The sequence below is a fragment of the Paraburkholderia ultramafica genome (assembly GCF_902859915.1).
Lineage (GTDB): Bacteria > Pseudomonadota > Gammaproteobacteria > Burkholderiales > Burkholderiaceae > Paraburkholderia > Paraburkholderia ultramafica.
Map to the genome: position 1 here is coordinate 1 of NZ_CADIKK010000016.1, position 22681 is coordinate 22681.

A 22681-nucleotide genomic window follows, 5' to 3' on the forward strand; every position below is an offset into this window, starting at 1 on the left:
AACCGCGCCAACATAACAACCGACGCCATTACTAAAAGTACGCGGAGCGCTCAACATCACCGACGGCGCGGTAGGCGGTACGGCTCCGAATACCACCGAGCCTGTCCCGAGGAATGAACAATTGCCATTCTCCTGTCCGCACAACTTGTACTGTTGACCTGAAACCGTGATCGTGCTTGCCTGCGCATACGCGCTTTCCGCGCCAATCGATGCGAAGACGGTGGCCGAGGCGACCCCAAGTAGTTTCAAATATCTCATCATTGTCCGTATATGTCGCTAGAAGCAGGTTTTCCCCGAGAAGTCAGCAAGATCGATCAAAGTCGTCCCGCTTTGGTGTTATCGAATACAGGTGAGAGGTCAACCTGAGAACGCGCCGATTACGTCCGTCGCAGATGAAGCTCAAGCGTGGATGTGCCGTCGCTCAGGAGCAGATGCCTCAGACATCCGCCCGTGCGCTGAACGCCGTCAGACATTCGCGCATCCAACATTTCGAACGGCGTAAGTCAACTCGCTTTATTACGTATTCCTTAATATTCACTTGAGTAACGTGGATTCGACAAACGCTATCAGTGACTCAACGCTCAGATGTGTGAGCCCAGCGTGTGGCGGCACCTGACCGCATGTGCCCGCTACACAAAAATAGACTCGACCGACTTCTCAGCCAGTATCAGCCGACCCGCCAGGCAAATGCCCGGAAAATACGGCAGAAGGGTACGGCAACCGACGACGTTACTCATGACGCCAGATAAGGCGAGCGCCGACAGTCCGGCAGCGCATATGGCATGAAACCCAGGCACCCGGCAAAAGAGCCGAATCCCTTTCTTTCACTATTGACCTTCGAAACACGTGACCCGGCAACCTGAGTCGAAACCAGAACCGAACTGGGCCACGCATCCGGTATCCGTAGTCCAACTCCGGCGAAGAAACTGACAGGTGGTGCCCTGCGCCACGCAACGCTAGCCAATGCAACTATTACTGGATCAACGGCGCGTTGCCGAGTGTCCGGTACTAGTTACGGAGATCTATGGGCAGACGAATTATAAACGTTTCACCAATGTAACGTCGCGGCCGTTAGGACGATAAGTGATAATTTCAAGGATCCTCCGCGCGATGCGTCCGACAGTTTTCGAAAAGACGCAGGACGGAAAAGGTCCGCCTCATGAGCGCGTGCAAAAGACACATCTATAACTATTCAGAGATCTGTATCATTTTAGCGACGCGTCTTTTTTATATTATTAATACCAATAATTACGCGCTCTCGCCTAATCATTAGTGGTACTTAGCAATTCAAATAGATAGCAAATCGAAAGCTTCAGATATTGTATTGCTACCGCTCTTAACGAACGAGGTAATCAGAATATCGCGCGGCAACCGGACCTGCGGTTCGAGGATACCGATCTGCTCGCTGCGTCTGAATAGACCATGTGGTCGATATGCGACCGGCGAGGTGCTCGGGCTGGTTGGTGAATCGGGATGCGGGAAGAGCGCGATTCTGCGTTGTGTGGCCGGTCTCTATCAGGACTGGACTGGCGAGATTGCGCTGGCCGGCGCGCAGGTGGGGCGCGAGATCGATCGCGCGCGAAGCCGGCTGGTGCAGATGGTCTTTCAGGATCCGTTCGGCTCGCTGCATCCGCCGCGCGTGCTGCTGCTCGACGAGCCAACCTCCGCGCTGAACGTTTCCGTTCAGGCGGAGATTCTGAATCTGCGTTCAGACTTGCGTCAAAAGGAAGGCCTGACCTCCCTGATGGTCACGCATGATCTCGGCGTCGTCGTTCACCTCCGCGATCGTGTTGCGGTGAGGCTCCAAGGCGAGATCGTCGAGACACGCGGCGCGAGCGATCTGGCGACGGCAGGGCTCGCCCATCCCTATTCGAAGCGGCTCGTCGACTCGTCGCGCCGGATGTCACACGTTTGATCGCATCGCGATCGGCGGACGCCATCAGGCGCCGCCCACCGTCATCACGCTCTTCCATTGTCCCTGCTGGACCTGAAACAGCGTGTAAGGCGGCTTGATCAGATCGCCGTACGGATCGAACGTAATCTTGCCGGTCACGCCATTGACGGAGACTTTCCCCAGACTGTCGACGATCTTCGCGCGATCGAGCGAATCGGCGTCGTGAATCGCCTTGATCATCGCGAGCGCGGCGTCATAGGCGAACGGCGCGTACAGTTCAACGTCCTGATTGAAACGCGCCTTGTAGCGCTTGCCGAAATCCTGCGCGGCGGGAAGCTTGTCGAGCGCCGGACCGGGCTCCAGATCCTGCGTGCCGTTACCGGCCGTGCCGGCGATCTGCAGGAACGCATTGCTCTTCAGCGCGCCCGCACCGAACAGTTGCGCGGGCATGCCCAGCGAGCGCATCTGCTTGATCAGCATCGCGCCCTGCTCGTCCAGCCCGCCGAAGAAAATCAGATCGACGTTCTTGCTCTTGAGTGTCGTCAGAATGGCGCGGAAATCGACGGCCTTGTCATTGGTGAACTCGCGATCGACGATATTGCCGTTCGCCTCTTTCACACCCTTTTCGAAGGCGTCCGCGAGACCCTGACCGAATGCCGTGCGGTCGTCGATAATCCCGATCCGTTTGGCCTTCATCTGATCGACCACGAAGTGCCCGGCGACCACGCCGCCGACGCCGTCGTGCCCCATCGTACGAAATACGTTCTTGTAGCCCTGTTTGGTCAGTTGCGGATTGGTCGACCCGGGCGTGATCATGGCGACATTCGCCTGATGGTAGACGGTCGACGCGGGAATGCTGCAGCCCGAGTTGTAGTGGCCGATCACGCCGACCACGCCGTCGTCGACCAGTTTCTGCGCGACCTGAATCGCCACGCGCGGGTCCGCCTGATCATCCTGCACGTCGAGCACGAACTTGACCGGCTTGCCACCCACCGTCGGGTGCCGGGCGTTTTCCTCGTCGAGCGCCAGTTGCGCGCCAAATTGCAGGTCTTTGCCGACGCGCGCCACTGGCCCGGTCAACGGTCCGACAAAACCAATCTTGACGATTTGCGGATCGGCGGCCCAGCACAGCGGCATATGCGCGCCGAGGGCGCAGACGGCCAGACTCAAAAGCCAATAGCGGCGATTCATGATGCGCTCCTTGCGAGATGTCACGTCGCGCGTTGTGGGTCGACCGATCCGATGCGCGACGCGTCGAGATCGTCCTGAGATGCCTGTTGCAAAAACCGGCTACCGTTGCGGCCGCCGCGCGATGCTAGAAGCGCGTGGCCGCATAAGGCGCGAGATCGAGCGGCGGTGCGCGTCGCGCGATCAGATCGGCGACGATACGTCCGCTCACACCGGCCAGCGTCAGTCCGAGATGCTGGTGCCCGAACGCATAGATCACGCGCTCGCTCGCGCGTGAACGGCCAAGCACCGGAACGCCATCTGGCAAGGTCGGACGGACTCCTAACCAGTTGGTGTCGGGTGTATCGAGCGCGGGTAATGCGCGCTTCGATGAAAACGTCAGCAGGTCGATCAGCGAGCGATTGCGCGTTTCGCTGAAGCCGCCCAGTTCGACCGTCCCCGCGATGCGAATGCCGTCGCTCATCGGCGTCATGTAAAAGCCGCGCTCGGCCCAGCCGACCGGCCGGCTAATCAGTTGCTGCGCGCCAGGGTAACGCACGTGATAGCCGCGTTCGGTATCGAGCGGCACGCTATCGCCGCATTGTCTGGCGAATTGAGCGGAGCGCGCGCCGGTGGCGACGACCACATGGCTGAAACGCCGCTCGTTGCCATCGGCCGTCACGCTCGCGCCATCCGCGAAGGGCCGCACTGCGCTGACGGTCGTGCGCTCCAGTTTCAGCCCCTGCGCGGCAAGCTGTTCGTACAGCGTCTGCAAAAAATCCTGCGGATTGGAGAAATGCCAACTGTCGTTAAACAGCACGCCTCGCTCGAAGATCGGCGCGAGCGAGGGTTCCAGCGCGCGGATATCGGCGGCGGCAAGCACGTCGAAGGCGACACCGAGCTTGCGGCGCAGATCGAGCGCGGCACGCGCGGCGTCGAACGACGCTCCGTTCGAATACAGATACAGGCACTCGCGCGGCCGGACGAAGCGCGCCAGTTTCTCGTTCGCGAGCAGCGGCGCGTAGCCGTCCTGCGCGTGTCCCAGCAACGCGGCGAGCGCGCCGGCGCTCGCCTCATGGCGGCGCGGCAGCGAACTCATCATGAAACGCACGAGCCACGGCGCGAGCTGCGGCAGATAACCCCAGCGCAACCTGAACGGGCTGTCGTTCGACAGCAGGAAACGCGGCAGATCGCTGAACACCGACGGGTTGTTCACCGGAATGCACGCGTAGTGCGCGAACGTTCCGGCATTGCCGAACGATGCGCCCTGACCGACGCCGGACGGATCGAACAGCGTGACATGATGACCGTCGCGCATCAGCGCCGCCGCGCTCGCGAGGCCGATGAATCCCGCTCCGATGATGGCGATGTCCGGCATCACTTGCTTCCTTCAATGGCCTGTTCGCCGAGGGTCGACAGATGGCCGGTGGCGCGGCTGGCGTTTGGCCGTCAGCGCGGCGCCGAGTTTCTGCGTGGGCTCGGAGGTAGAGGACTGCGGAACGCTCATCAAACAACTCCTGCTGACGGATGACTGGATAGGGCTGGACATTGCCCGGCAGCGCCGTGTCGGGCCACGCCACCAGACAAACTCTGATACCTAGAATCACACAATATTTTTTTGTGTGCAATTAAAACGCTCATTGTGTGGCCCTAGCATTTTCCCTGGCACGCTGCGAGTGCGCTCCTTGCCAGCCCGCCGGGCATCCCGTATGGCGCGCTACAAGGCTTGCAGTTGCGCATCGGTGGTATAGAATCGGCAAAACTCCGCACAATTGCGGACAAAGCTGGTTTTGTATGGAGACACGTGAACTTATGGTTTCTGGCAAAGACGCCGCCCGCATCGCCAAAGGCGCGCCGGAGCAGGCAAAGCGTTCCACGTATATCGAAGTGTCCAGTTCGATCGAGAGCGAGATCCGCAGCGGCGTGTATCCGCCGGGCAGCCGGCTTCCGCCGCAGCGGCAACTGGCGACTGAACTGGGCATCAACGTGTCGACCGTGTCGCGTGCGTACAAGGAATTGCAGTTACGTGGCCTCGTGATCGGCAGCAAGCGGCGCGGCTCGCTGGTCACGGGCGGAGCGATGCCGAGCGTCGAACCTGTGCGTCCGGCGAGCAATGCGGCGATCGACCTGACCGTGAACCGGCCGGCGACCGGCGAATTCCTCGCCTGTCTCGCCCGCACGCTCGCGGACTTGCCGCGCGACCCGCGTTATCCGCAGTTGCAGGAGTACCAACCGCCGCAAGGGCCGCTGTGGGCGCGTGCCGCCGGCGCGCGCTGGATGACCGCACCGGGTTTCACGCCGTCGGCCGACCACGTGGTCGTTACGAGCGGCGCGCAGCACGGCCTGTATGCGGTGCTCAACAGTTTGATCGGCACCGACGGCGTGATCCTCGCCGATCAGCTGACCTACTACGGCCTCAAGGCGCTTGCGCCGGTGTTCCAGTTTGAGATCGTTGGCATTCCTAGCGATCGCGACGGCTTGCTGACCGACGAGGTCGAAGCCGAGTGCCGACGCCGGCCCGTGAAGGCGATCTTCACGGTGCCGAATCTGCAGAACCCGACCGTCACCACCATGAGCATCGAACGTCGCATGGCGCTCGTCGACATTGCGCGGCGGCACGGCGTGGCGATCATCGAGGACGATGTCTATGGCCCGCTCGTCTCGCAGCGTCTGCCGACAATCGCGAGCCTGTGTCCCGAACTGACGTTCCATATCGCGGCGACCTCGAAGATTCTCGCGCCCGGGCTGCGGCTCGGCTATCTGTTGAGTCCGCCGGACAGTTCGGCGCTGTGCGCGGAAGCCGTGCGCACTACCGCGTGGATGCCTGCGCCGATGTCGATGCTGATCGCGTCGGTCTGGATCGAAGACGGCACCGCGCGCCACATCATGGACGCGCAGCTCGCCGAAATACGTGCGCGGCAGGACCTCGCGCGGGAGCTGCTGCCGCCCGAACTGCTGCAGACGGACCCGGCCTGCATGTTCGTGTGGCTCAAACTGCCGCCACCCTGGCGTGCCGACGATTTCGCGGCGAATGCCAAGGCGCGCGGCGTGGTGGTCATGCCGTCGTCGGCATTTGCGGTGGATCGCTCGGAGATCGAGCACGGCGTGCGGATCAATCTCGCGTGCGCGACGAGCCGTGATCAGTTGGTCAGCGCGTTGCGCTTGTTGACGGGCACGCTCAAGGACCGTCCGCGGGCGCTGTTCGGGACGATCTGAGTAGCGGGCGAGCCGTGATCGTCACGCGTTGTTGAAGGCGCATTGCGGCCCTAGCGATCCTTCGACTCACACGTCGTGTGCTGTTCATATCGCATCTCATCGCGAGAACACTCGATCTCTCAATGAATATGTAAGCCGCTCCCCGCGCGATCGCCGATCTATACACGGTTTTTTTGACCACCTCGTGACCAGGCTGGAACACATCCAATTGTTCTGACCCGCGTCGCCAACCACAATTGCTATACGCTCGCAAGTTAACAAATATCGCCGCATACCAGTGACATGCGATGCGCGCGTCCAGGCGATTACCCTTGACTTTTAAGCAGCCGCCACTTTCAATACGAATGGTGTGGGCTCACGTTTTGCTTTTTAAAACAATCCGCACATCTATTCAAATATTCACACGTTCTTAACAACACGGTTCATTCGTCCGCCGCTTGCCGGGTATCGATCGGGCGCCCAGCGCTCGCCGATTTTTGCTGTCGTTCTTGCTCCACCGGTTTTCTTCGTCCGCCGTGTATTCGGCGTCAGCTCGCGACATGGAGCACTCCTCACCACGGAGTTGTCTTGGCTGCCTCGAAAGATCAACCAGTGCGTCACGCCCCCGCCTGCATCGACCTCGCATTGCAAGGCGGCGGTTCGCACGGCGCCTTTACATGGGGTGTCCTCGACCGTCTGCTCGAAGAGTCCTGGCTGCAGATAGAAGGGATCTCCGGCACATCGGCTGGGGCGATGAACGCGGCCGTGCTCGTGAGCGGCTATCAGCTGGACGGTGCGGCCGGCGCGCGGGCCGCGCTCGAAGCCTTCTGGCGACGCGTGTCCGAAGCCGCGGTCTTCAGTCCGTTCCGGCGCAGTCCGATCGACGCGCTGATGGGCCGCTGGACGCTCGATCATTCGCCGTTGTTCATCGCGATGGATCTCGCGGCGCGCATGTTCTCGCCGTACGACATGAATCCGCGCGGCGTCAATCCGCTGCAAAAGATCCTGCAAGAATCGATCGACTTCGCCCATTTGCGCGATGCGCCGATCAAGCTCTTCATCACCGCGACCCGTGTGCGCACCGGCCAGGCGCGCGTGTTCCGCAACGCCGACCTGTCGCCGGACGTGTTGCTTGCGTCCGGCTGTTTGCCGACACTGTTCCAGGCCGTCGAGATCGACGGCGAAGACTACTGGGACGGCGGCTACGCAGGCAATCCGACGATGACGCCACTGGTTCGCGAATGCACGTCGAGCGATACGCTGCTGGTTCAGGTCAATCCGGTCGAACGGAACGAAACGCCCCGCTCCGCGCGCGACATCATCAGCCGCCTCAATGAAGTCGCGTTCAACGCACCGCTATTGAAAGAACTGCGGATGATCGCGCTGCTGCGTCGCGCGGCGGACCCCGGCAGTGACGAAGGACGTCACTGGGCGCAAATGCGCATTCACCGGATCGCCAGCGAAGCGATGACGAAGCTCGGCTACTCGTCGAAGCTCAATGCCGAGTGGGCATTTCTGACGATGCTGCGCGATGAAGGCCGGCGTTCCGCCGAAGCGTTTCTCGCCGAGCACGCCGACTGCATCGGCGTGCGGTCTTCGCTCGATCTCGACGCGCTGCTCGCCGGAGTCTGATCATGGAAGTCACTATCCTGTCACCGCTCGCGGTCGGCCTGGGCTTGTTCGGCATGCTCGCGAGTCTTGCGCTGCTGATCGGCTTTGCGTATCGCGGCTGGAGCGTGCTGCTGCTCGCACCGATTGCCGCGATGCTCGCCGCCGCCATTTCCGGCGAACCCGTTCTGGCGCATTGGACCCAGACTTTCATGAACAGCGCCGCGCGCTTTCTTGCGCAGTTCTTTCCGCTGTTCCTGCTCGGCGCGCTGTTCGGCAAGCTGATGGAGGACAGCGGTTCCGTGAAGGCGATCGCGAGCTTCATGACGGAGCGGCTCGGCGCGCATCGGGCGATTCTCGCGGTCGTGATCGGTGGCGCGTTGGTGACCTACGGGGGCGTCAGTCTGTTCGTCGCATTTTTCGTGATCGCGCCGATGGCGACCGCGCTGTTCCAGGCCGCCAATATCCCGCGTCGACTGATGCCGGCGGCGATTGCGCTCGGTACCTCCACCTTCACGATGTCCGCGCTGCCCGGCACGCCCGCGATCCAGAATGCGATTCCGATGCCGTTCTTCGGCACGACGCCTTTTGCCGCGCCTGGGCTGGGCGTGATTGCGAGCATCGTGATGGTGGGCTTTGGACTATGGTGGCTGTCGCTGCAACAGTCCCGCGCGCGGGCAGCGAACGAGGGCTTCGATGGCTTCGGCGCGGCGGCGCATATATCGAAACCCGCAGCCAACGCGAACCTTGTGCGTGAACGCGCCACCGTGTCGCAAAGTTTCGACCCGGAGGAAATCGAGCGCGGCCATATCAGCAGCGATCTGCCTTCGTTTGGCGTCGCGATGACGCCGCTTGTGCTCGTCGTGTGCGTGAACTTCGTGATGAACGTGATCGTGCTGCCGCGCATCGACGCCGACTACCTGGCGGAAGTCCGTTGGGGCGAGACGTCGCTGTCCGCGGTCGGTGGCGTGTGGGGTGTATGCGTGGCGCTCGCGGTTGCGATCGTCGCGCTTATCCTGCTGAACCGCCGTCGCCTGCCTGCGTTGCGCGATTCCGTCGATGCAGGCGCGAATGCGTCTGTGCTGCCGGTGCTGAGCGTCGGCAGTCTGGTCGGTTATGGTGCGGTGATCGCCGCGTTGCCCGCGTTCGCGCTGGTGCGCGAATGGGTGCTCGGTGTGGGCGGCGGCCCGCTGGTGTCGCTCGCGGTCGCGACGAATCTGTTGGCGGCGCTGACCGGCTCGGCCTCCGGCGGGCTGACCATCGCGCTCGATGCGCTCGGCAGCACCTATCTGCAACTGGCCGCGCAACACGGTATCGACCCCGCGCTGCTGCATCGGGTCGCGGTGATTTCGTCGGGTACGCTTGATAGCCTGCCGCACAATGGCGCGGTGGTGACGTTGCTGGCGGTGTGTGGTTCGTCGCATCGGGAAAGCTATCGCGACATTGTGATCGTCGGCATTCTCGGCGCGTTGCTTGCGCTGGTCGTGGTGATTGTGCTGGGATCGCTGATGGGGTCGTTTTAGATTGCGCCAGGTCGCGGGACGTGCGGTGAGGTTGGTTGTGCGATTGCTGGTGTTTTTTTGTTTATGCCCGCCCTGCCCCGCGAATGCACGAGACGATCGCGGCCATCTCTCTCTGGCTAGCTTCAGACCGACACACGCGACGAATTCATCCGCCCGAACACAAACTGGCCCAGATACCAGACCAGCTCAGTGTTCGCAAGAATAACGTCCTCCGTTACCGTCGAAGGCTCGAGCTTCATCCGGCGCAGCATCAGTTTGCCTTCGCGCGACGTCATCCAGGCGTGCAGCAGTTCCTTGCGGGTTTTCGCGTCGGCTGCGTTGAAGTGGTCACGTCCCTTACGTGAATCCTCGTTCATGCGTGCGCGAACCTCTTCTTCGCGCGACGCAACGCTGCGCGCCACCGAACTCCTCGCTGCGGATTTTGCGGCCTGTTCCTGCGCTTCGTCGGCAAGAAGCTTGGCCTGAACGTCGACCATCGTCCGTTCGGCTTCAGACATCTTCCAGTTGTCGCGTAGCGCTCTCATCAGGTAACCGGCAGGGCTCTTTTTGACCTGCCCGCGTTTGATCCTGAATCGCGTGTATTCGACCGCTTGCTGGATGCGCTCATCGGTCCATACATCGCGGTTCTCCGAAATCTCGCTGAACTGCTTGGTCGACAGCGTGAATTCGTCGGTGAGGACTTTGTACAGGTGGCTCGCGTCCGCCAGACTGGCCAGCACGGCATCCGCCGTGTCCTTGCGTTTGAGCAGAAACCTGATGCGGTCGATTTTCTTCGACGAGGTGGACGCGGTCCTGGTCTCGTACGACAGCTCGATGTCCGACACCTCGTTGATTTCCCGAACCGCGGGTTCAAGCCAGTCGCGCTTGAAGTACTTGAAGATCGCGGCGTTTGCGCCCATTCTGCCGGGCCAGTTGCGCATTTCATCGAGCTGGATCCAGTCGGTCCGGCCTGCCGGGACATGCGGCAGGACCTTGTCATAGATTGCGCGCGCCAGGCTGCGCGTGAATGCGGTTGAAATGCGCAGACTCAGCCAGTGCGATTTTTGCGGGTCACGGATGTGCGGGACAAGGCGTGGATGGACGTCGAAACGCATCCGCCCTCGATGAAAACCCACCATCCCGATCAGTTGGACCTGAACCCATAGATCGTTTTCGTTTGGATCGCGGTCCATGGGCGTATTGGTGACCCGGACTTTCGCGTTCTGCGCTTCATCGGCGATGGTGCGCAAGTGCTTGAGATTGCGGCTGTCATAGCGCATCAACCACTTGAAGTAGTTCAGCTCGACGTCGTACTGGTCCCGCAGTTCGGTCTCTTGCGCGACGATAAAATACGCCGCGTCGAGAAAGCGCCGCGCCGGCAACCCCATGTTGACGATTTCGGTGAAGAAGTCATTGCGTTGATAGCCGATTTCACGATTGGCCTCATTGATTCGCAATCCTAAGTCGAACATGTCTTCGAACAGCGCGAGTGCCATCTGTCGAGACGTTGCCTTCGACTTGCCCTCTTCCGGATTGTCCGACGCCATGTTCTTCATCCACTCTTTTTTCGCTTTCGGGACTGTAGCATGCGGTGGTGAGCTGTCAACACACAGAACCTCACCATCAATGGGTTGCTCGCGGGCCGCTCGGCCGGCTTTTTGCCGTTGCGCACATAGAACCTCACCAGTGGCACAACCAACCTCACCACGACGGCGCGTTTGTGCCGGCCGAATCGCAATTGCACGGGGCTTTCCGCGGATCCAGCTCGCGTACGCACAACTTACCTCACCTTCTGATTTTCCATGGACCTCGAGCACATCTAACCTCACCTTGATGTGGAAGCAGTCTCACCTTGCTGCACAATGGACAGCACCTACGAGCACACCCAACCTCACCTTCGACACATCACACCTCACCTTTCCATGGTTAAGTGCTTGAATCAAATGAGCATCGTGTTTCTCTGTTGGTTTGTTGGCTTGTTGTGTTTAAAAAAAAACAGACAAACCGTTAACCAGAAGCAAGGTATTTGCGTAGGACAAGACGGTGAGGTTCATTGTGTGGACGGCTCTCCTATAGAGGTTTGCCACAAGGGATGGTGAGGTTGATTGTGTCGAAAGTTACTTCAGAGCAACTACGGGGCTTGCCAGCAGACAGGACTCTCGGTTCTTAGCTGCTCAAAAGGTAGGTGAGGTTGATTGTGCATTGCCGGTCGACGAAGCCTTGCAATACGGGAGCAAGGTGAGGTTGGTTGTGCTGACAGGGCAATGAGCCGGACTACGGAAATGGAAAAATGCACAAATGACCTCACCGTCTGCTGCTTTTTTGAGCAACGATTGCACGCCGAGACGCCGCTTGTACACGCAAGGTGAGGTCGCTTGTGCATATCCGGGTTTTCAGGATGGCCCCTGCGAGCGGCTCGATCGGGTCCGGCAAACCGGCATTTCGCTTAGGAAGCGTACTTTGAGTACGGTAAAAGGGTCGAAATTCGGTAGAATTGCAAAAAACCAACGTAAAAACAGCAATTTAAAAAGCTATCTTCAAGTATTTCCTGTATTCTGAGCTTTCTGGAATTTTATGGAAAAACCTCAGAATGGTCAGAACGAGCCAACTTCCTGCCGTAGACCGAACCGTTCACTTTGAGCAGATCAGCCAGTTTGCGGAAAAGGTCACGATTTTCACGAACGAACTTCGTGACACGATTCTGGCGCCTCGTCCTCGAAAGACGGCTCCTGTTTTCAAAACAGGCGAGATTGCCGAGATGTGCAACATCTCTCACTCGCAGGTTCAATATCTCGCTACCAAAGGTGACGGCGAGTTGCCGCCTGGCACCGCGGCAGGCACCGGCCGGACCCGCACGTTCACATTGGAAGAAGCGCGCATTTGGGTCCAGAAAGTCTCCGACATCTATCAGACTCCCCTCGTTACGCGGCTCAAGGAGCCGGACGGGAAAATCATCATCACGGCCCAACTGAAGGGTGGGTCTGCGAAGACCACGACGACTATGTGCCTGGCGCAGGGACTTTCGCTGCGGGGCCGCAAAGTACTGGTGCTTGACCTTGATCCGCAGGCGTCGCTTTCTGAGCTCTGCGGACTGTATGCAGAAAAAGACGTGACGCCGGAAGACACCGTGTTGCCGTACGTCTACGATCAGGAAATTGAGGGCGGCCTGGCGGCGCGGGTCCAGTCGACGTACTGGGACGGAATCGATGTAATTCCGGCGCACACGGAACTGATTGGCGCGGAATTTCATTTGCCTGCCATGCAAAAAATGAGGCCGGGCTTCAGGTTCTGGACCGTGCTTCGACAGGGCCTCGAGCCGCTGCGGAAGAAGTATGACTACATCCTGATGGACACGTCCCCGTCGCTGTCATATCTCAATTTGAATGCGCTGATGGCAGCAGATGCGATGGTCATGCCGATGGTGCCGGAGAACCTGGATTTCATCAGCTCGCTGTCGTTCTGGAGACTCTTTTCGGATGTTTCCAAGAGCTTTATCAAGTACGAGAAAGATAAGAAATACGACTTTGTCTCACTGATGCTGTCGAGGGTCGATTATGGGCGAAATTCGTCTGCGCCGATTGTGCGGGCGTGGGCACAGAGCGCTTATGAAAACTGGCTGCATTCGATTGAGGTGCCGGCCAGCTCTGTGATGAGCACGGGTGCCCTGGCCTTTTCAACGGTCTTCGACATCAGCAGTACCCATAGTGCGTCCAAGTCTCTGCAACGTGTACGACAGCCTCTTGTCGATTACTGCCGATGGGTGGACGAAATCTACTCGGAAAAATGGAGGAACACGCAATGAGCAACATGCGAGAACAACTGCTGGCCAAGACGTCTGGCATCCGTAAGACCTCGTCGATCAACGAAGACGAAGTTAAACGCAGCACCCGGACGCAGACGGCGCCTGGGCTCGCGGGTGCCTTGGCGGTTGCTCAACTCCGGGTACAGGAACTGGAGTCAACCGGCGTCGCGTCGCAGTTGCAAGTAGCGGGGATCCTGCCGAACCCCTGGCAACCACGTCGAGTGTTCAACGAAGCGAAGCTGACGGAACTCGCCGAGTCGATTCGCGAGGTGGGGCTGATGCAGCCCATCGTCGTTCGACGTGTGGAAGACGACTATCAGATTGTGGCGGGTGAGCGTCGCTGGCGCGCACACAAGATGCTGGGAATCGACACCATCAAGGCTGTCGTCGCAGATTGCTCCGATTCGGACATGGCTGTATTGGCCATGGTGGAGAACATCAGCCGCGATGATCTGGCTGACTATGAGATTGGTGTCGCCATTCGGCGTTCGGAGGCAGAATTCCCTAATCGCAAACGGCTGGCCGAGGCGATGGGTCTATCGCGAGCGGGGCTTTACCAATTCCTTGCGTTCGAGAATTTGCCGGACTTCATCAAGAAGGATCTGGACATCCAGCCTCGCCTTCTCGGCGGGACCGCTGCTCAAGCGATCGCGGCGACTATCAAGAAGCATGGCGATGATGGCGTGAAGGCTGCGATGGAAATCTGGCCGCTTGTGTTGAAAGGTGAAATGGACCAGGGCAAAGCCGCTTCGGCGATTACTGCGCTGGCGACTCGCCGGACCACTTCGGCCGGGACGAGCGGTCGCAGTATTGACAAGTTTTTCTCTGGGAAAGAACACGCAGGAAGTATTACCAAGGACATCAGTAACTTCACGGTAAAAATTAAGACCGGGGTGATTACAGAGGCGCAAGAGACTCAGATACGGGAACTCATCGGTCAGATGTTTCAGCCTCAGCCGAAGGCTAGCTGACTGATGATTGCGTTGTGAATAAAGCCCGCACGTTGCGGGCTTTTTTATTTGGGAAAGGGATCTGGTTTGCCTTGGGGCTGCAGTGTCTAGACTCTAGACACTGCAGCCCCCGAGGCGCTGTTGTTCTGGCAAGTAAGCGTGACGCGATTGTGACTGAGTCGGAAGGGGGGCACGTCGAAGGTGCGACGTCGCTGTTTGCTTCTGAATCGCCTGGTGTGTGCCTATTCATCGGAAGCGCTGTCGGACATTTAAGTTGGCCGATTTGTTTCGCGACACCTCTGCGCTACGCCCTTTTGGGAATCGCAGCGAGCGGCTTGCTACTTATTTAGGCTGGCTCGTTGGCGATTCGGGGTTGTACCCGAAGACCTCGCGTATTCGCAACGAACTATCAGAACGCAGCACAAAAGGGCTCGCGATTCCCATGAGGCCATCGTCGGCGCGGGAGAATCCGGAGAGGATTCCGCGGCTGCAAGGGGTGGGATAGAAAGCATCATCACGCGGATTCTTGACCAGAACTTCGGGCTGATATCTCACCGGTAGTTTGGCTGCCTGGACGATAGGCCCCCATGACCTGGTTGTCCGTGGATTGTCTCGTCGAAGGAAACCCATCTTCGTCGACCACATAGCTCCGTCCGACCTCATAGTTTCACGACTGTCGCCGAATGGCTGCGCCAACACGGCAGATCCCGTCACACACGTAGGAATTGTTGTGACGCGCTATTTATCCGATCGAATTTCGAAATCCGAGAAACCGGGGATCCGCTCCCGTGAAGTCCGTGCACGGGTCATGCTTGACGGTACAAGATAAAGGCTTCGATTGTTCTTTTGGTTAAGCAACTGGTGCCGCTCGCTACAACGAGCCGCTGACGGGAAGTTCTCTCGCGTAAGTGTCTTTTCACTGCCCCGCGCGAGAAAACGCAGACCGAACGGTAGATTCAAGGCCACGTTAAAAACGGTCAGTAGCCAACAGTCGCCGTCAAATCCGTCTGCCACAGAAATTCACCGACTGCCTTGGCAAATACCGGCAGGTTCATGGTCCGTGTGCGGTTTTTGCAAAAAAACTGAAGGCTTTAGTCGCTCGCCAGCTGGCACCTGTGTTTTCGCGTCGAGCCCGTGCATCGCGAGATTGTGTTCAGCGAGTCATCTTCTTGCAGTTGGCATGGCGTCGCAGTTGCCCGTCTGGATAGACGACGCTTTGTCCTATGAGAGCGACCACGAAAAGACGCAGACACATGAATTAAGGTGCTCATCAAAGCGCGATATTAGACGCAGCTTGCCAGGCTATTAGAAAATCGATGGCCACAGTTGTGAGTTTGGAAAATGACATATGTCCGGCAAGTCGCCGATCGTCGATCTAATGGGCTACTCGTTTCTGAACGCCTTGTGCCGAACCATGAGTGATCCGCGTGTGAATGGATGTAACCGGTAGGCTCCCGAGGTCACAGCAATCGTTCCCAACGCCGCGCCGCGGATTCTCTTAGTCTTCTATATGCGCGTCCCCGCATAGATTTAGCTGGATCACCGGCCGGAGCGCGACGTGTTTTGTGTTGCCTGATCTGAACTGCTGCGCCATGCGTGCGCAGGCCGCACAGGCCAACTCAAAGCTTGGCGATGTCAAAGAACCACCGTCTTCATTGCGGTTGCGCGTCCATCGAGAGGTGGTAATCGAGTCCGCAGCAACGCTCAGAAATGGCTGGCTACTCTGCGCTGCCACGAGGAATGTCCGGAACTGCTACCCCCAGGGGAAGCCGCAATTCATTGCCGCAGTGAACCAGGTTGATGCGATCGAAGTGATTTACCTCGAACACATCAGTTCTGAAATTTCGACGGAAACCGCAGGAGAAACAATTCCGCGCGATCAAAGCGGAATAAACCCAACCCCTGTCTGGCCGGTAGATTGACTGTCTTTATACCTCCGCATCGTTGCGAGTGATGTCGGCTTGGCGCGCTGCGAAACAGTTGGCGGACCGATCGGACTCGAACGGTGGTTAATCAGGTGATCCGCGAAAACGGAAAATGCAGCCGTTACCTCTCTCTACGCTAACCTAACCGGCGCCGCTTTTGTCCACTGCTGGGCGGTTCCAGTCGACGGGTGTTGAACGTCGCGTGCTATAGACGATACGTCGTGAAGTGAAGTCCACAAGAAAGCCGAACGTGGCTCCCCAACTCAAGATCTTGGCGCACCACACCGGCGACGGCCATGACGATGGGCTGAATCGTGAATGGTCGGAACCCCGCGATGGACGCTTGCTCAAGCCCCGCCTGCCAAAGAAGCGTAAAGACTGACCGCGATATTGACCCGATGCGCCAAGCGCAGAATGAGCAAGTGAAACCCCGCTTGAACAGATCACCTTGGAATCTGAGCAGGTAAGAACACCGTCGCTGAATGACGACGCGACATCGGCTGAGAGTCTTCCACGCTGCTGCTGGAGAAGAGCATGTCCCGTTTGCTCTGCACCGCATCTTCTAGAGAATCGCGAAATGCAGCAGCGCGGATTGCCTAGGGTGTCTGAATTGAGGACGGAATCAGTCTAGCCGATGCAGCTAGTATTTGGGGTCAATACATTGACCCCTGCGGAGAACAGAAGGGCAGGCAATCAGCCAGTCGTGTGTAGAGGAAACCCGACTCGACGTCGGCTGGAGTCTTAGCCGCAATATGATTTGCCGTTGCGCTTGAGGGATGCGGACGTTAAGTGCGCCAAGCGGCACGTGAATTCTAGCTGCATGCTTCCATTGCATCATCGTTCACTACCGGATCCATCATCAATTCGGTCGTGAAACATCCCACGATATCGGGTAAGTTGAATAACCCGATGTTTAATATGTATTTTTCATCTGTCTAGGACGTATGTTTCACGGAAAAAAGGGCACTCTTGGCTGCGAGCTCCATTTACTGTCCGCTATTTCGATCGTTTCCCGGAAATAATTGCTGATTGGTTGATGAGTGTAGTACCTGATACGTAATGTGTAGTGGCGTTACGTTCTGCGTAGAAGATACCAGCACCCTACAGTTGGCGGGAGAATCGAGCAATCAGCATGACCGTTGGCACTATCGCGATCAGGTTTCGCTACGCGACATTACGACAACGCTGCGCTTCAAAAAACTCAATCGAGCGGCTTCGCGTCTCGGCACTGGCGCCGCGAGCTATCCAAAACGGCCGCGCCCTCGTTAGCCCGATAGATCTCTCGCCAGACCACCTCAGTGACGAGAGCGAACAGGCCCGCGCTAACTCCGCCGAACTCTCAAGCGAATTCACGCACACTGATCGTCCCGGGTTTCATGAGGTCTCCCGAACGGGACGTCGTCGGTGCGTGTCTCTGGCGGCAAGAGCGGCATGACCAGGTGAGGGCGCGAACGGCGCCGTCGCTAGCTGTTGACTCACGATTCTGCTTCCTGGCTGCAGGCAGCGAGAAGGGCAGATCAAGCATAAGGTTGGCGGAACAGTCACCGGCTGCGGACGCTACATCATGAATAAGACACAACAATCACGGGACATCGGTTGGTCGGGCGAGTCCATTCGACCTCCGTAGACCGCGCGTACATCGTGTGGGATTGGTCTGCGGATGCCAACGGCCTCGAGCAGCCATCTGATGCAAAGAGGAGCGCGGTGTGCATTTAGCCGGGGACAGGTAGTCGAGAACTGTCTGGTACGCTGTGCCGGCCAACACCTCGCGACGTATTCGCCGATAACGCCCCTCGCCGGTCCGCATCTAACTGAACGCTGATGGTAGATCCATTCACTTTTCAACATGATTCGATGGATGTGTTGTCGTAGAGGGTTCCGCGGAAACTGATGGACGTATGCCCACGCATAATCCGACGAGTAGCTGATGCGTGCGGCGCGTTGATAGCTGCCACGGTTTGCGACGGCCGATGCTCCCTTGCAGGTCCTGCGCTGCGATAGCACAAAACAACGTCCGCGTGATGCCTGATTATGTGTAACCGGAGAATGTCGACGACGAATTCGCTGCTGAGCAATGTTTATATCAAACGGAATCCTAAATAAAAAACGACTCCACACGAAATTATTTGGTAGCCTGCCGCACTTCAATAGACTCCACGATTGCAACAAATTCCAACGTGTCACGTTACCGAACGGACGGTAATCGGTTGGCTATCGTACGCACAGGGAATATTCGCTTTCTCGCGCACCATGGTCTACCGATCAAAGGTCGACAAAGTGGGTCCCTTTTGCATTTCGAAACTCCGAGTTGATCCGCGATTGGACAAGCTGCAGGCTAGCCCGCCGCTGCCTCCACATTCGACATTACGGGACCGTTGCGCTCAGCGCTGTTAAGGTCGAACAGTCACTGACCACAGCGCGATTGCTTCTTGAGTTACGCGTGCAAGCCATCCTCCCGTCAAGCCGCATCGAAAAGCAAGCTACGCTGGCGGCAATTAGCGATGAAGCGGCGCGATTGGTTTTCCCGGCCGATTCATCTTCGCCGCTTCTGTTCATCTTCCTCGGCAACCAGACGGTCTATAACAACCATCTACTGTCTATTCCATTCCCTGTCCCGCCGGAGGCGAAGGCCGGCTTCGATCGGTTTATCGAATCCCTATTTGCTGAAATGCGGGCGCGTGGCGCGGAAGCACTTCGCTCCATCTCGCCGTCGATACCGGTCTACGCGGTCAGCGCCAGTGCGCGTCCGGAGGATATCGCCGAGGGACGCGGGCAGGGATTCACCGATTACCTGAGCAAACCGGTGCCGCTCGCAGCGCTCTGCGCTGTTCTGGATATCGCGACGAGCCCCAACGTGACATCGCGCGACGATTCCGCACTGGACATCGAACCGCCGCGATTCCCCGAGGTGCCACAGAAATCCGTCGAGACATTCGGCAAGCAGACGTCCATCGATCAGAAGGCACTAACCGCCATTCTGGAGCGACCAGATCTCGAGAAGCTGAAAAAGTGGGCGCATGGTGTGTCTCGCGGACTTTCGGTACTCGGGCCTTCGATCTTGCTCGATCTGTCCCAGGAGCTACGGTTGCAGATAGCTACTTGCGGAGAATGGACTGCGGAGATCGAACAACTCGCCGTGATACTGGGGGAAGAACTGGCCGCTGTGCGTGACGCCGAACAGGCGCGTCATCGGGGCTAGCCGGCGGGCACGGAGTGGTGCAGTGCCAGCGAGTGCCCCTGGTTCTTCGGTTGACGATCGCCTGCGCTGAAGGGTCTATATACGGCGCCCGCGGGGGGCGTCGGACGCCGATGGCAGCCCACAGAGAGCCCGGATTCGCTGTCTCTATCTACATCCGCTATATCCTGATGCAGGATGCGCCGGATCTCAAGAATCGCTTGAGGCGTCTCCTGAACGCTGTGTCCGGAGACGATCACTTTTTCGGAGACCGCGCCGGCGATATGCGCGCTGCGATACGGGACGGCGCCGTCGTCGGAATCCTCTAGCGGGCCCGTTGCCCGGCGCCTTGCGATGATCGAGTGAAAGCACACCTTCGGGCTGATCGGCAGTTGCGCAGTCGCCTGGATGAGCGGATCGGTTTCGCGCAGTTGTTCAATGCTATTCGGAACGTGGAAGGTCTGACCTTCGGTCTGTCCACTCTCGTTGTTAGTGGCCGTCTGCATCACATCTTCGAATTCGTGCAGCAGCGCGAGCGGCAAGCGCACCAGGTTTGACGCCCAACGAGCAATGCGATTGCTGGCGAACGGCGTGCCCCGGTGCGGCGCAGCGATGAAAATGGCCCGCTCGACTTGCGGCATCGGCGTAAAGCTCAACAAACGATTAAGCCGCTCGTCTGTGCGGTCGAGTTCGGTGCCGTCGGGCACATACTTGTTCTGGAAGGTCGTCCATAGTTCTTCGTTGGAGGTCGACACGAGTAGCCTTGCCAGAACGCCACCCATGCTATGTCCGATCAACACCATGCCCTGGGAGGCGGGTAATGTCCCCTCTGGATCGAAATGCGCGAGCGTTCGTCGCGCCGCTCTGCGAATCCGCGCGAGGCTGACGAGAATGGGTACGTTGGTCGGGTAGTAGACCTGCCACACTTGAAAGTGCTGGCGAAGTATTTCGTCGCCTTGAATGTCGTTGGCGACATTGACCCACGCTTCGGGACTGCTTGCCAGGCCGTGCAGCATCAGAACGATGCGTCGCTGCGGATCGAACGGCTGCATCAGATAGATGCGAGGGCTATCAATGGCGCGCGCCCGGCCGAACAGGTTGCGCAACGATTGTCCGGCGAAGCCGGAGCGAGCGAGCCAGATGCCATAACCCGCACTGAAATTGGCCGCCAACGGCACGGTCTGGCCATGTCGTACCACGTTTTCTTCGCGATACGGATCGTAGACGGTCAAGACCACATCATGCGCGTCGCGCAGTTGTTCGAGATTCTCGGCGTTGAACCCAAGCAGCACGGTGACGTTCGGCGACGGCATTTCGCTGAAGGGGCGAGCCGGTAGTGTCGACCAGGATGTTGCGCCCGGGATCGCTTCCGCATCGGCGTCTGATGCAGACGAGGCAGACGAGGCAGCCGCAGCTGGCGCGGGGATGTTCATGACCGCGACAAGCTCTGCGCCCAGGCCGTCGCGGCGGTAGATGCTGCGCAGTCCCGCGAAAGAGAGTCTGGAGGCTGGGATCACTTCGCGCAGTTCGCGCACGCCTTCAGGGAGCCGGACCCGGCTCAGGTCGATATGAACGGTCCAGCCTGCAATAAACCTGGTCCCGGGATCGCCATCGACGGAATCCGTTTCAAGTGCGCCGCGCTGGAACAGCGCCCCGGCAAGTTCCTGGACCGCATAGTTGTAGTAGTCGCGAACTTGCGTCTGCCGATCCTCGAACGCTCGTTCACCGGCTGTGCGTTGACCAAGGAACAGGAATGCGTACGCATAGCGGGCCGTTCTTAGCCACAAGTCAAATTGCGCGTCACTCCATGCAGCGTTGTTGTTGGGCGTTTGGGCAATGGCCATCTGCAGGGACAGCTCCGCCAGACTCGCGAGACGCCGGTCGACATTGATTCCCGGCACGCTCGTGATTGAATCGATGCACTCCTGCGGAGTTCTTTGGCAGGAGCCCTCGTCAAGGGCCGCGACGCGCAGCGTGTCTCGCGTTGCTGCGCTGAGTCGGCCGGTTGAGAGAATATCGCCACGGCGCATGGCGATGTATTGCTCCGGGCCGAGCGAGCTTACCCGCACCATCGCGCAGCCGGAGAGAAGACCGGTGGCTAGTAGGGCGAACGTAAAGTAACGCGACATCCATCGTGAGAAAGAGCGCGTCATTGTGAGTTCGCCCCTGCGAGGCGTCCAGTTGCCCCCAGACAGCCCACACCTTTTTCCACCAGGCCAATTCGGCATGCAAATCGCGGGGCGCGTGGCCGAAGCTGCGGTTGACCGCGTAACGGTGTCCCGCCGGCTCTCCGATCTGCACGATCGACGAGAGCGCTCGTACGGGCTGGCACAGTCGCAACGCTTATTCGGATTCGCCTAGGCAATTGCGAGATGCGCTGCGGTGCAGATTTCGTGCGGGTCTCGATGATCGCATGCCACGATGACAAGAGGTGCGGCGTCACCGTCAATAGGTCGACATCCGCATATCCGATAAAGAGAAGGTCCGAGCAGCGACCTGAATCCGGGCCATTTGTTTGTGGTGCCGCACAGTCAGTAGTCTTGCTGTGGACCATTGCCATGGCTGCCTTGCCGACAGGACTTTCCAATTTCTCAGGCCACGGTGCGATTGGCCAGCGAAACCGGTGAAAATGACGACGGGCTCTCAGCTATCTGCGATAGCGCGCCTGTTGACCATCGTCTGCGCCGGGCTTGATTCATAAGCCGCTGTTTTATGCGCAGGACTGTCGAAGTCCTACGTATATTATTCATCGCAGAGTACTGTACGCCCGGCAAATTGCTTACGCAAGAAGCGACAGTCGATGGAGGGTTGCAACACTGACCATAGATCACGATCGCGCAGGCGAGAGCAGGCGAGAGCAGGCGAGAGCAGGCGAGAGCAGGCGAGAGCAGGCGAGAGCAGGCGAGAGCAGGCGAATTACACGTTCGACGTTCGCCTCTTCAGGCCTCGTCAGGCGAGACAAATAGGTATGCTCATCTTCGCTATTCTCAATTGTCAAATATTCCCATGTGCACCTGCTCATCCGCGATGTCGACTTTGAAGCAATTGACGGTGGCAGCTTCGATCAGCCATCATGCCTATGACGCATGCGGCGCACGGCTGCATGAAGCAGCGGCCGTCTGCACATGTCTTCGACAACGAGGCACTCTGGCGGGAGACAATGACATGCTCATGACACGTTCCGCGGATGGATCAGGACGAGACTTCCTGATTGCTTTCACGTCGCAATACTTGACGTGTTTACTGCTGACAAAAGCAAAACAATCTGGCGGAGTGTTCTCAACGTCAAGGTTTCTCTCGACCTCGACCGACAGTGGTAGCGCAATTCTTGACAATGATTTGTTTGGGAACTTAAATACTTTTTCAGGTAGCCTAATCTTAATGAACCGGCGTGCCACGCTATGACAGACGATCTGCAAAAGCTTTCGTTGTTGAGTCTTGCTGGAATGGTCGTGCGTTCAAT

12 protein-coding genes and 1 pseudogene are annotated in these 22681 nt (G+C 58.6%); 8 read left to right on the forward strand and 5 right to left on the reverse strand.

All coding sequences use genetic code 11. From position 1 onward, the window contains the following. Nucleotides 1-261: pseudogene (locus tag HV744_RS36795) on the reverse strand (hypothetical protein); the annotation flags it as partial. Between the two features lie 1186 nt (nucleotides 262-1447). Here HV744_RS36795 and HV744_RS37375 point away from each other — a divergent pair. Then, a complete protein-coding gene (locus HV744_RS37375) occupies nucleotides 1448-1915 on the forward strand; it encodes an ABC transporter ATP-binding protein (RefSeq protein ID WP_281363655.1) in 468 nt (155 codons plus the stop codon). 24 nt (nucleotides 1916-1939) lie between these two features. On the opposite strand, the gene HV744_RS17850 is transcribed toward HV744_RS37375, so the two are convergent. Together HV744_RS17850 and HV744_RS17855 are read right to left on the reverse strand one after the other, a co-directional pair. Further along, nucleotides 1940-3085: a branched-chain amino acid ABC transporter substrate-binding protein gene (locus HV744_RS17850; protein ID WP_175150799.1), complete on the reverse strand. Its 1146-nt coding sequence runs from the start codon at nucleotides 3083-3085 to the stop codon at nucleotides 1940-1942. A 124-nt stretch (nucleotides 3086-3209) separates the two neighbouring features. Next, nucleotides 3210-4439: an NAD(P)/FAD-dependent oxidoreductase gene (locus HV744_RS17855; protein WP_175150800.1), complete on the reverse strand. Its 1230-nt coding sequence runs from the start codon at nucleotides 4437-4439 to the stop codon at nucleotides 3210-3212. A 434-nt stretch (nucleotides 4440-4873) separates the two neighbouring features. Here HV744_RS17855 and HV744_RS17860 point away from each other — a divergent pair, with 434 nt between their 5' ends. The 3 genes from HV744_RS17860 to HV744_RS17870 all read left to right on the forward strand — a co-directional run bounded on the left by HV744_RS17860 (nucleotide 4874) and on the right by HV744_RS17870 (nucleotide 9387). Beyond that, entirely contained in the window at nucleotides 4874-6277 is a 1404-nt protein-coding gene (locus tag HV744_RS17860) for an aminotransferase-like domain-containing protein (protein WP_175150801.1), read from the forward strand. A gap of 567 nt (nucleotides 6278-6844) precedes the next feature. After that, entirely contained in the window at nucleotides 6845-7888 is a 1044-nt protein-coding gene (locus HV744_RS17865; protein WP_175150802.1) for a patatin-like phospholipase family protein, read from the forward strand. Between the two features lie 2 nt (nucleotides 7889-7890). Then, nucleotides 7891-9387, forward strand: coding sequence for a GntP family permease (locus tag HV744_RS17870; protein ID WP_175150803.1), 1497 nt, complete (start codon nucleotides 7891-7893; stop codon nucleotides 9385-9387). Between the two features lie 122 nt (nucleotides 9388-9509). On the opposite strand, the gene HV744_RS17875 is transcribed toward HV744_RS17870, so the two are convergent. Then, nucleotides 9510-10913: a replication initiation protein gene (locus HV744_RS17875; RefSeq protein ID WP_175150804.1), complete on the reverse strand. Its 1404-nt coding sequence runs from the start codon at nucleotides 10911-10913 to the stop codon at nucleotides 9510-9512. Nucleotides 10914-11956: 1043 nt separating this feature from the next. Between HV744_RS17875 and HV744_RS17880 the strand changes: the two genes are divergently transcribed. The 4 genes from HV744_RS17880 to HV744_RS17895 all read left to right on the forward strand — a co-directional run bounded on the left by HV744_RS17880 (nucleotide 11957) and on the right by HV744_RS17895 (nucleotide 19242). Further along, nucleotides 11957-13168: a ParA family protein gene (locus tag HV744_RS17880; protein WP_175150805.1), complete on the forward strand. Its 1212-nt coding sequence runs from the start codon at nucleotides 11957-11959 to the stop codon at nucleotides 13166-13168. After that, nucleotides 13165-14139, forward strand: coding sequence for a ParB/RepB/Spo0J family partition protein (locus HV744_RS17885; protein WP_175150806.1), 975 nt, complete (start codon nucleotides 13165-13167; stop codon nucleotides 14137-14139). The genes HV744_RS17880 and HV744_RS17885 overlap by 4 nt, the downstream gene beginning before the upstream one ends. Nucleotides 14140-15686: 1547 nt before the next feature. Further along, nucleotides 15687-16040: a hypothetical protein gene (locus tag HV744_RS17890; RefSeq protein ID WP_175150807.1), complete on the forward strand. Its 354-nt coding sequence runs from the start codon at nucleotides 15687-15689 to the stop codon at nucleotides 16038-16040. A 2443-nt stretch (nucleotides 16041-18483) separates the two neighbouring features. Further along, the gene (locus HV744_RS17895) at nucleotides 18484-19242 is read left to right on the forward strand and encodes a response regulator (RefSeq protein WP_175150808.1); all 759 of its coding nucleotides are present in this window, start codon (nucleotides 18484-18486) and stop codon (nucleotides 19240-19242) included. On the opposite strand, the gene HV744_RS17900 is transcribed toward HV744_RS17895, so the two are convergent. Further along, nucleotides 19239-21371, reverse strand: coding sequence for an esterase/lipase family protein (locus tag HV744_RS17900; RefSeq protein WP_175150809.1), 2133 nt, complete (start codon nucleotides 21369-21371; stop codon nucleotides 19239-19241). The two genes, HV744_RS17895 and HV744_RS17900, sit on opposite strands and share 4 nt — an antisense overlap. Nucleotides 21372-22681 lie beyond the last annotated feature (1310 nt).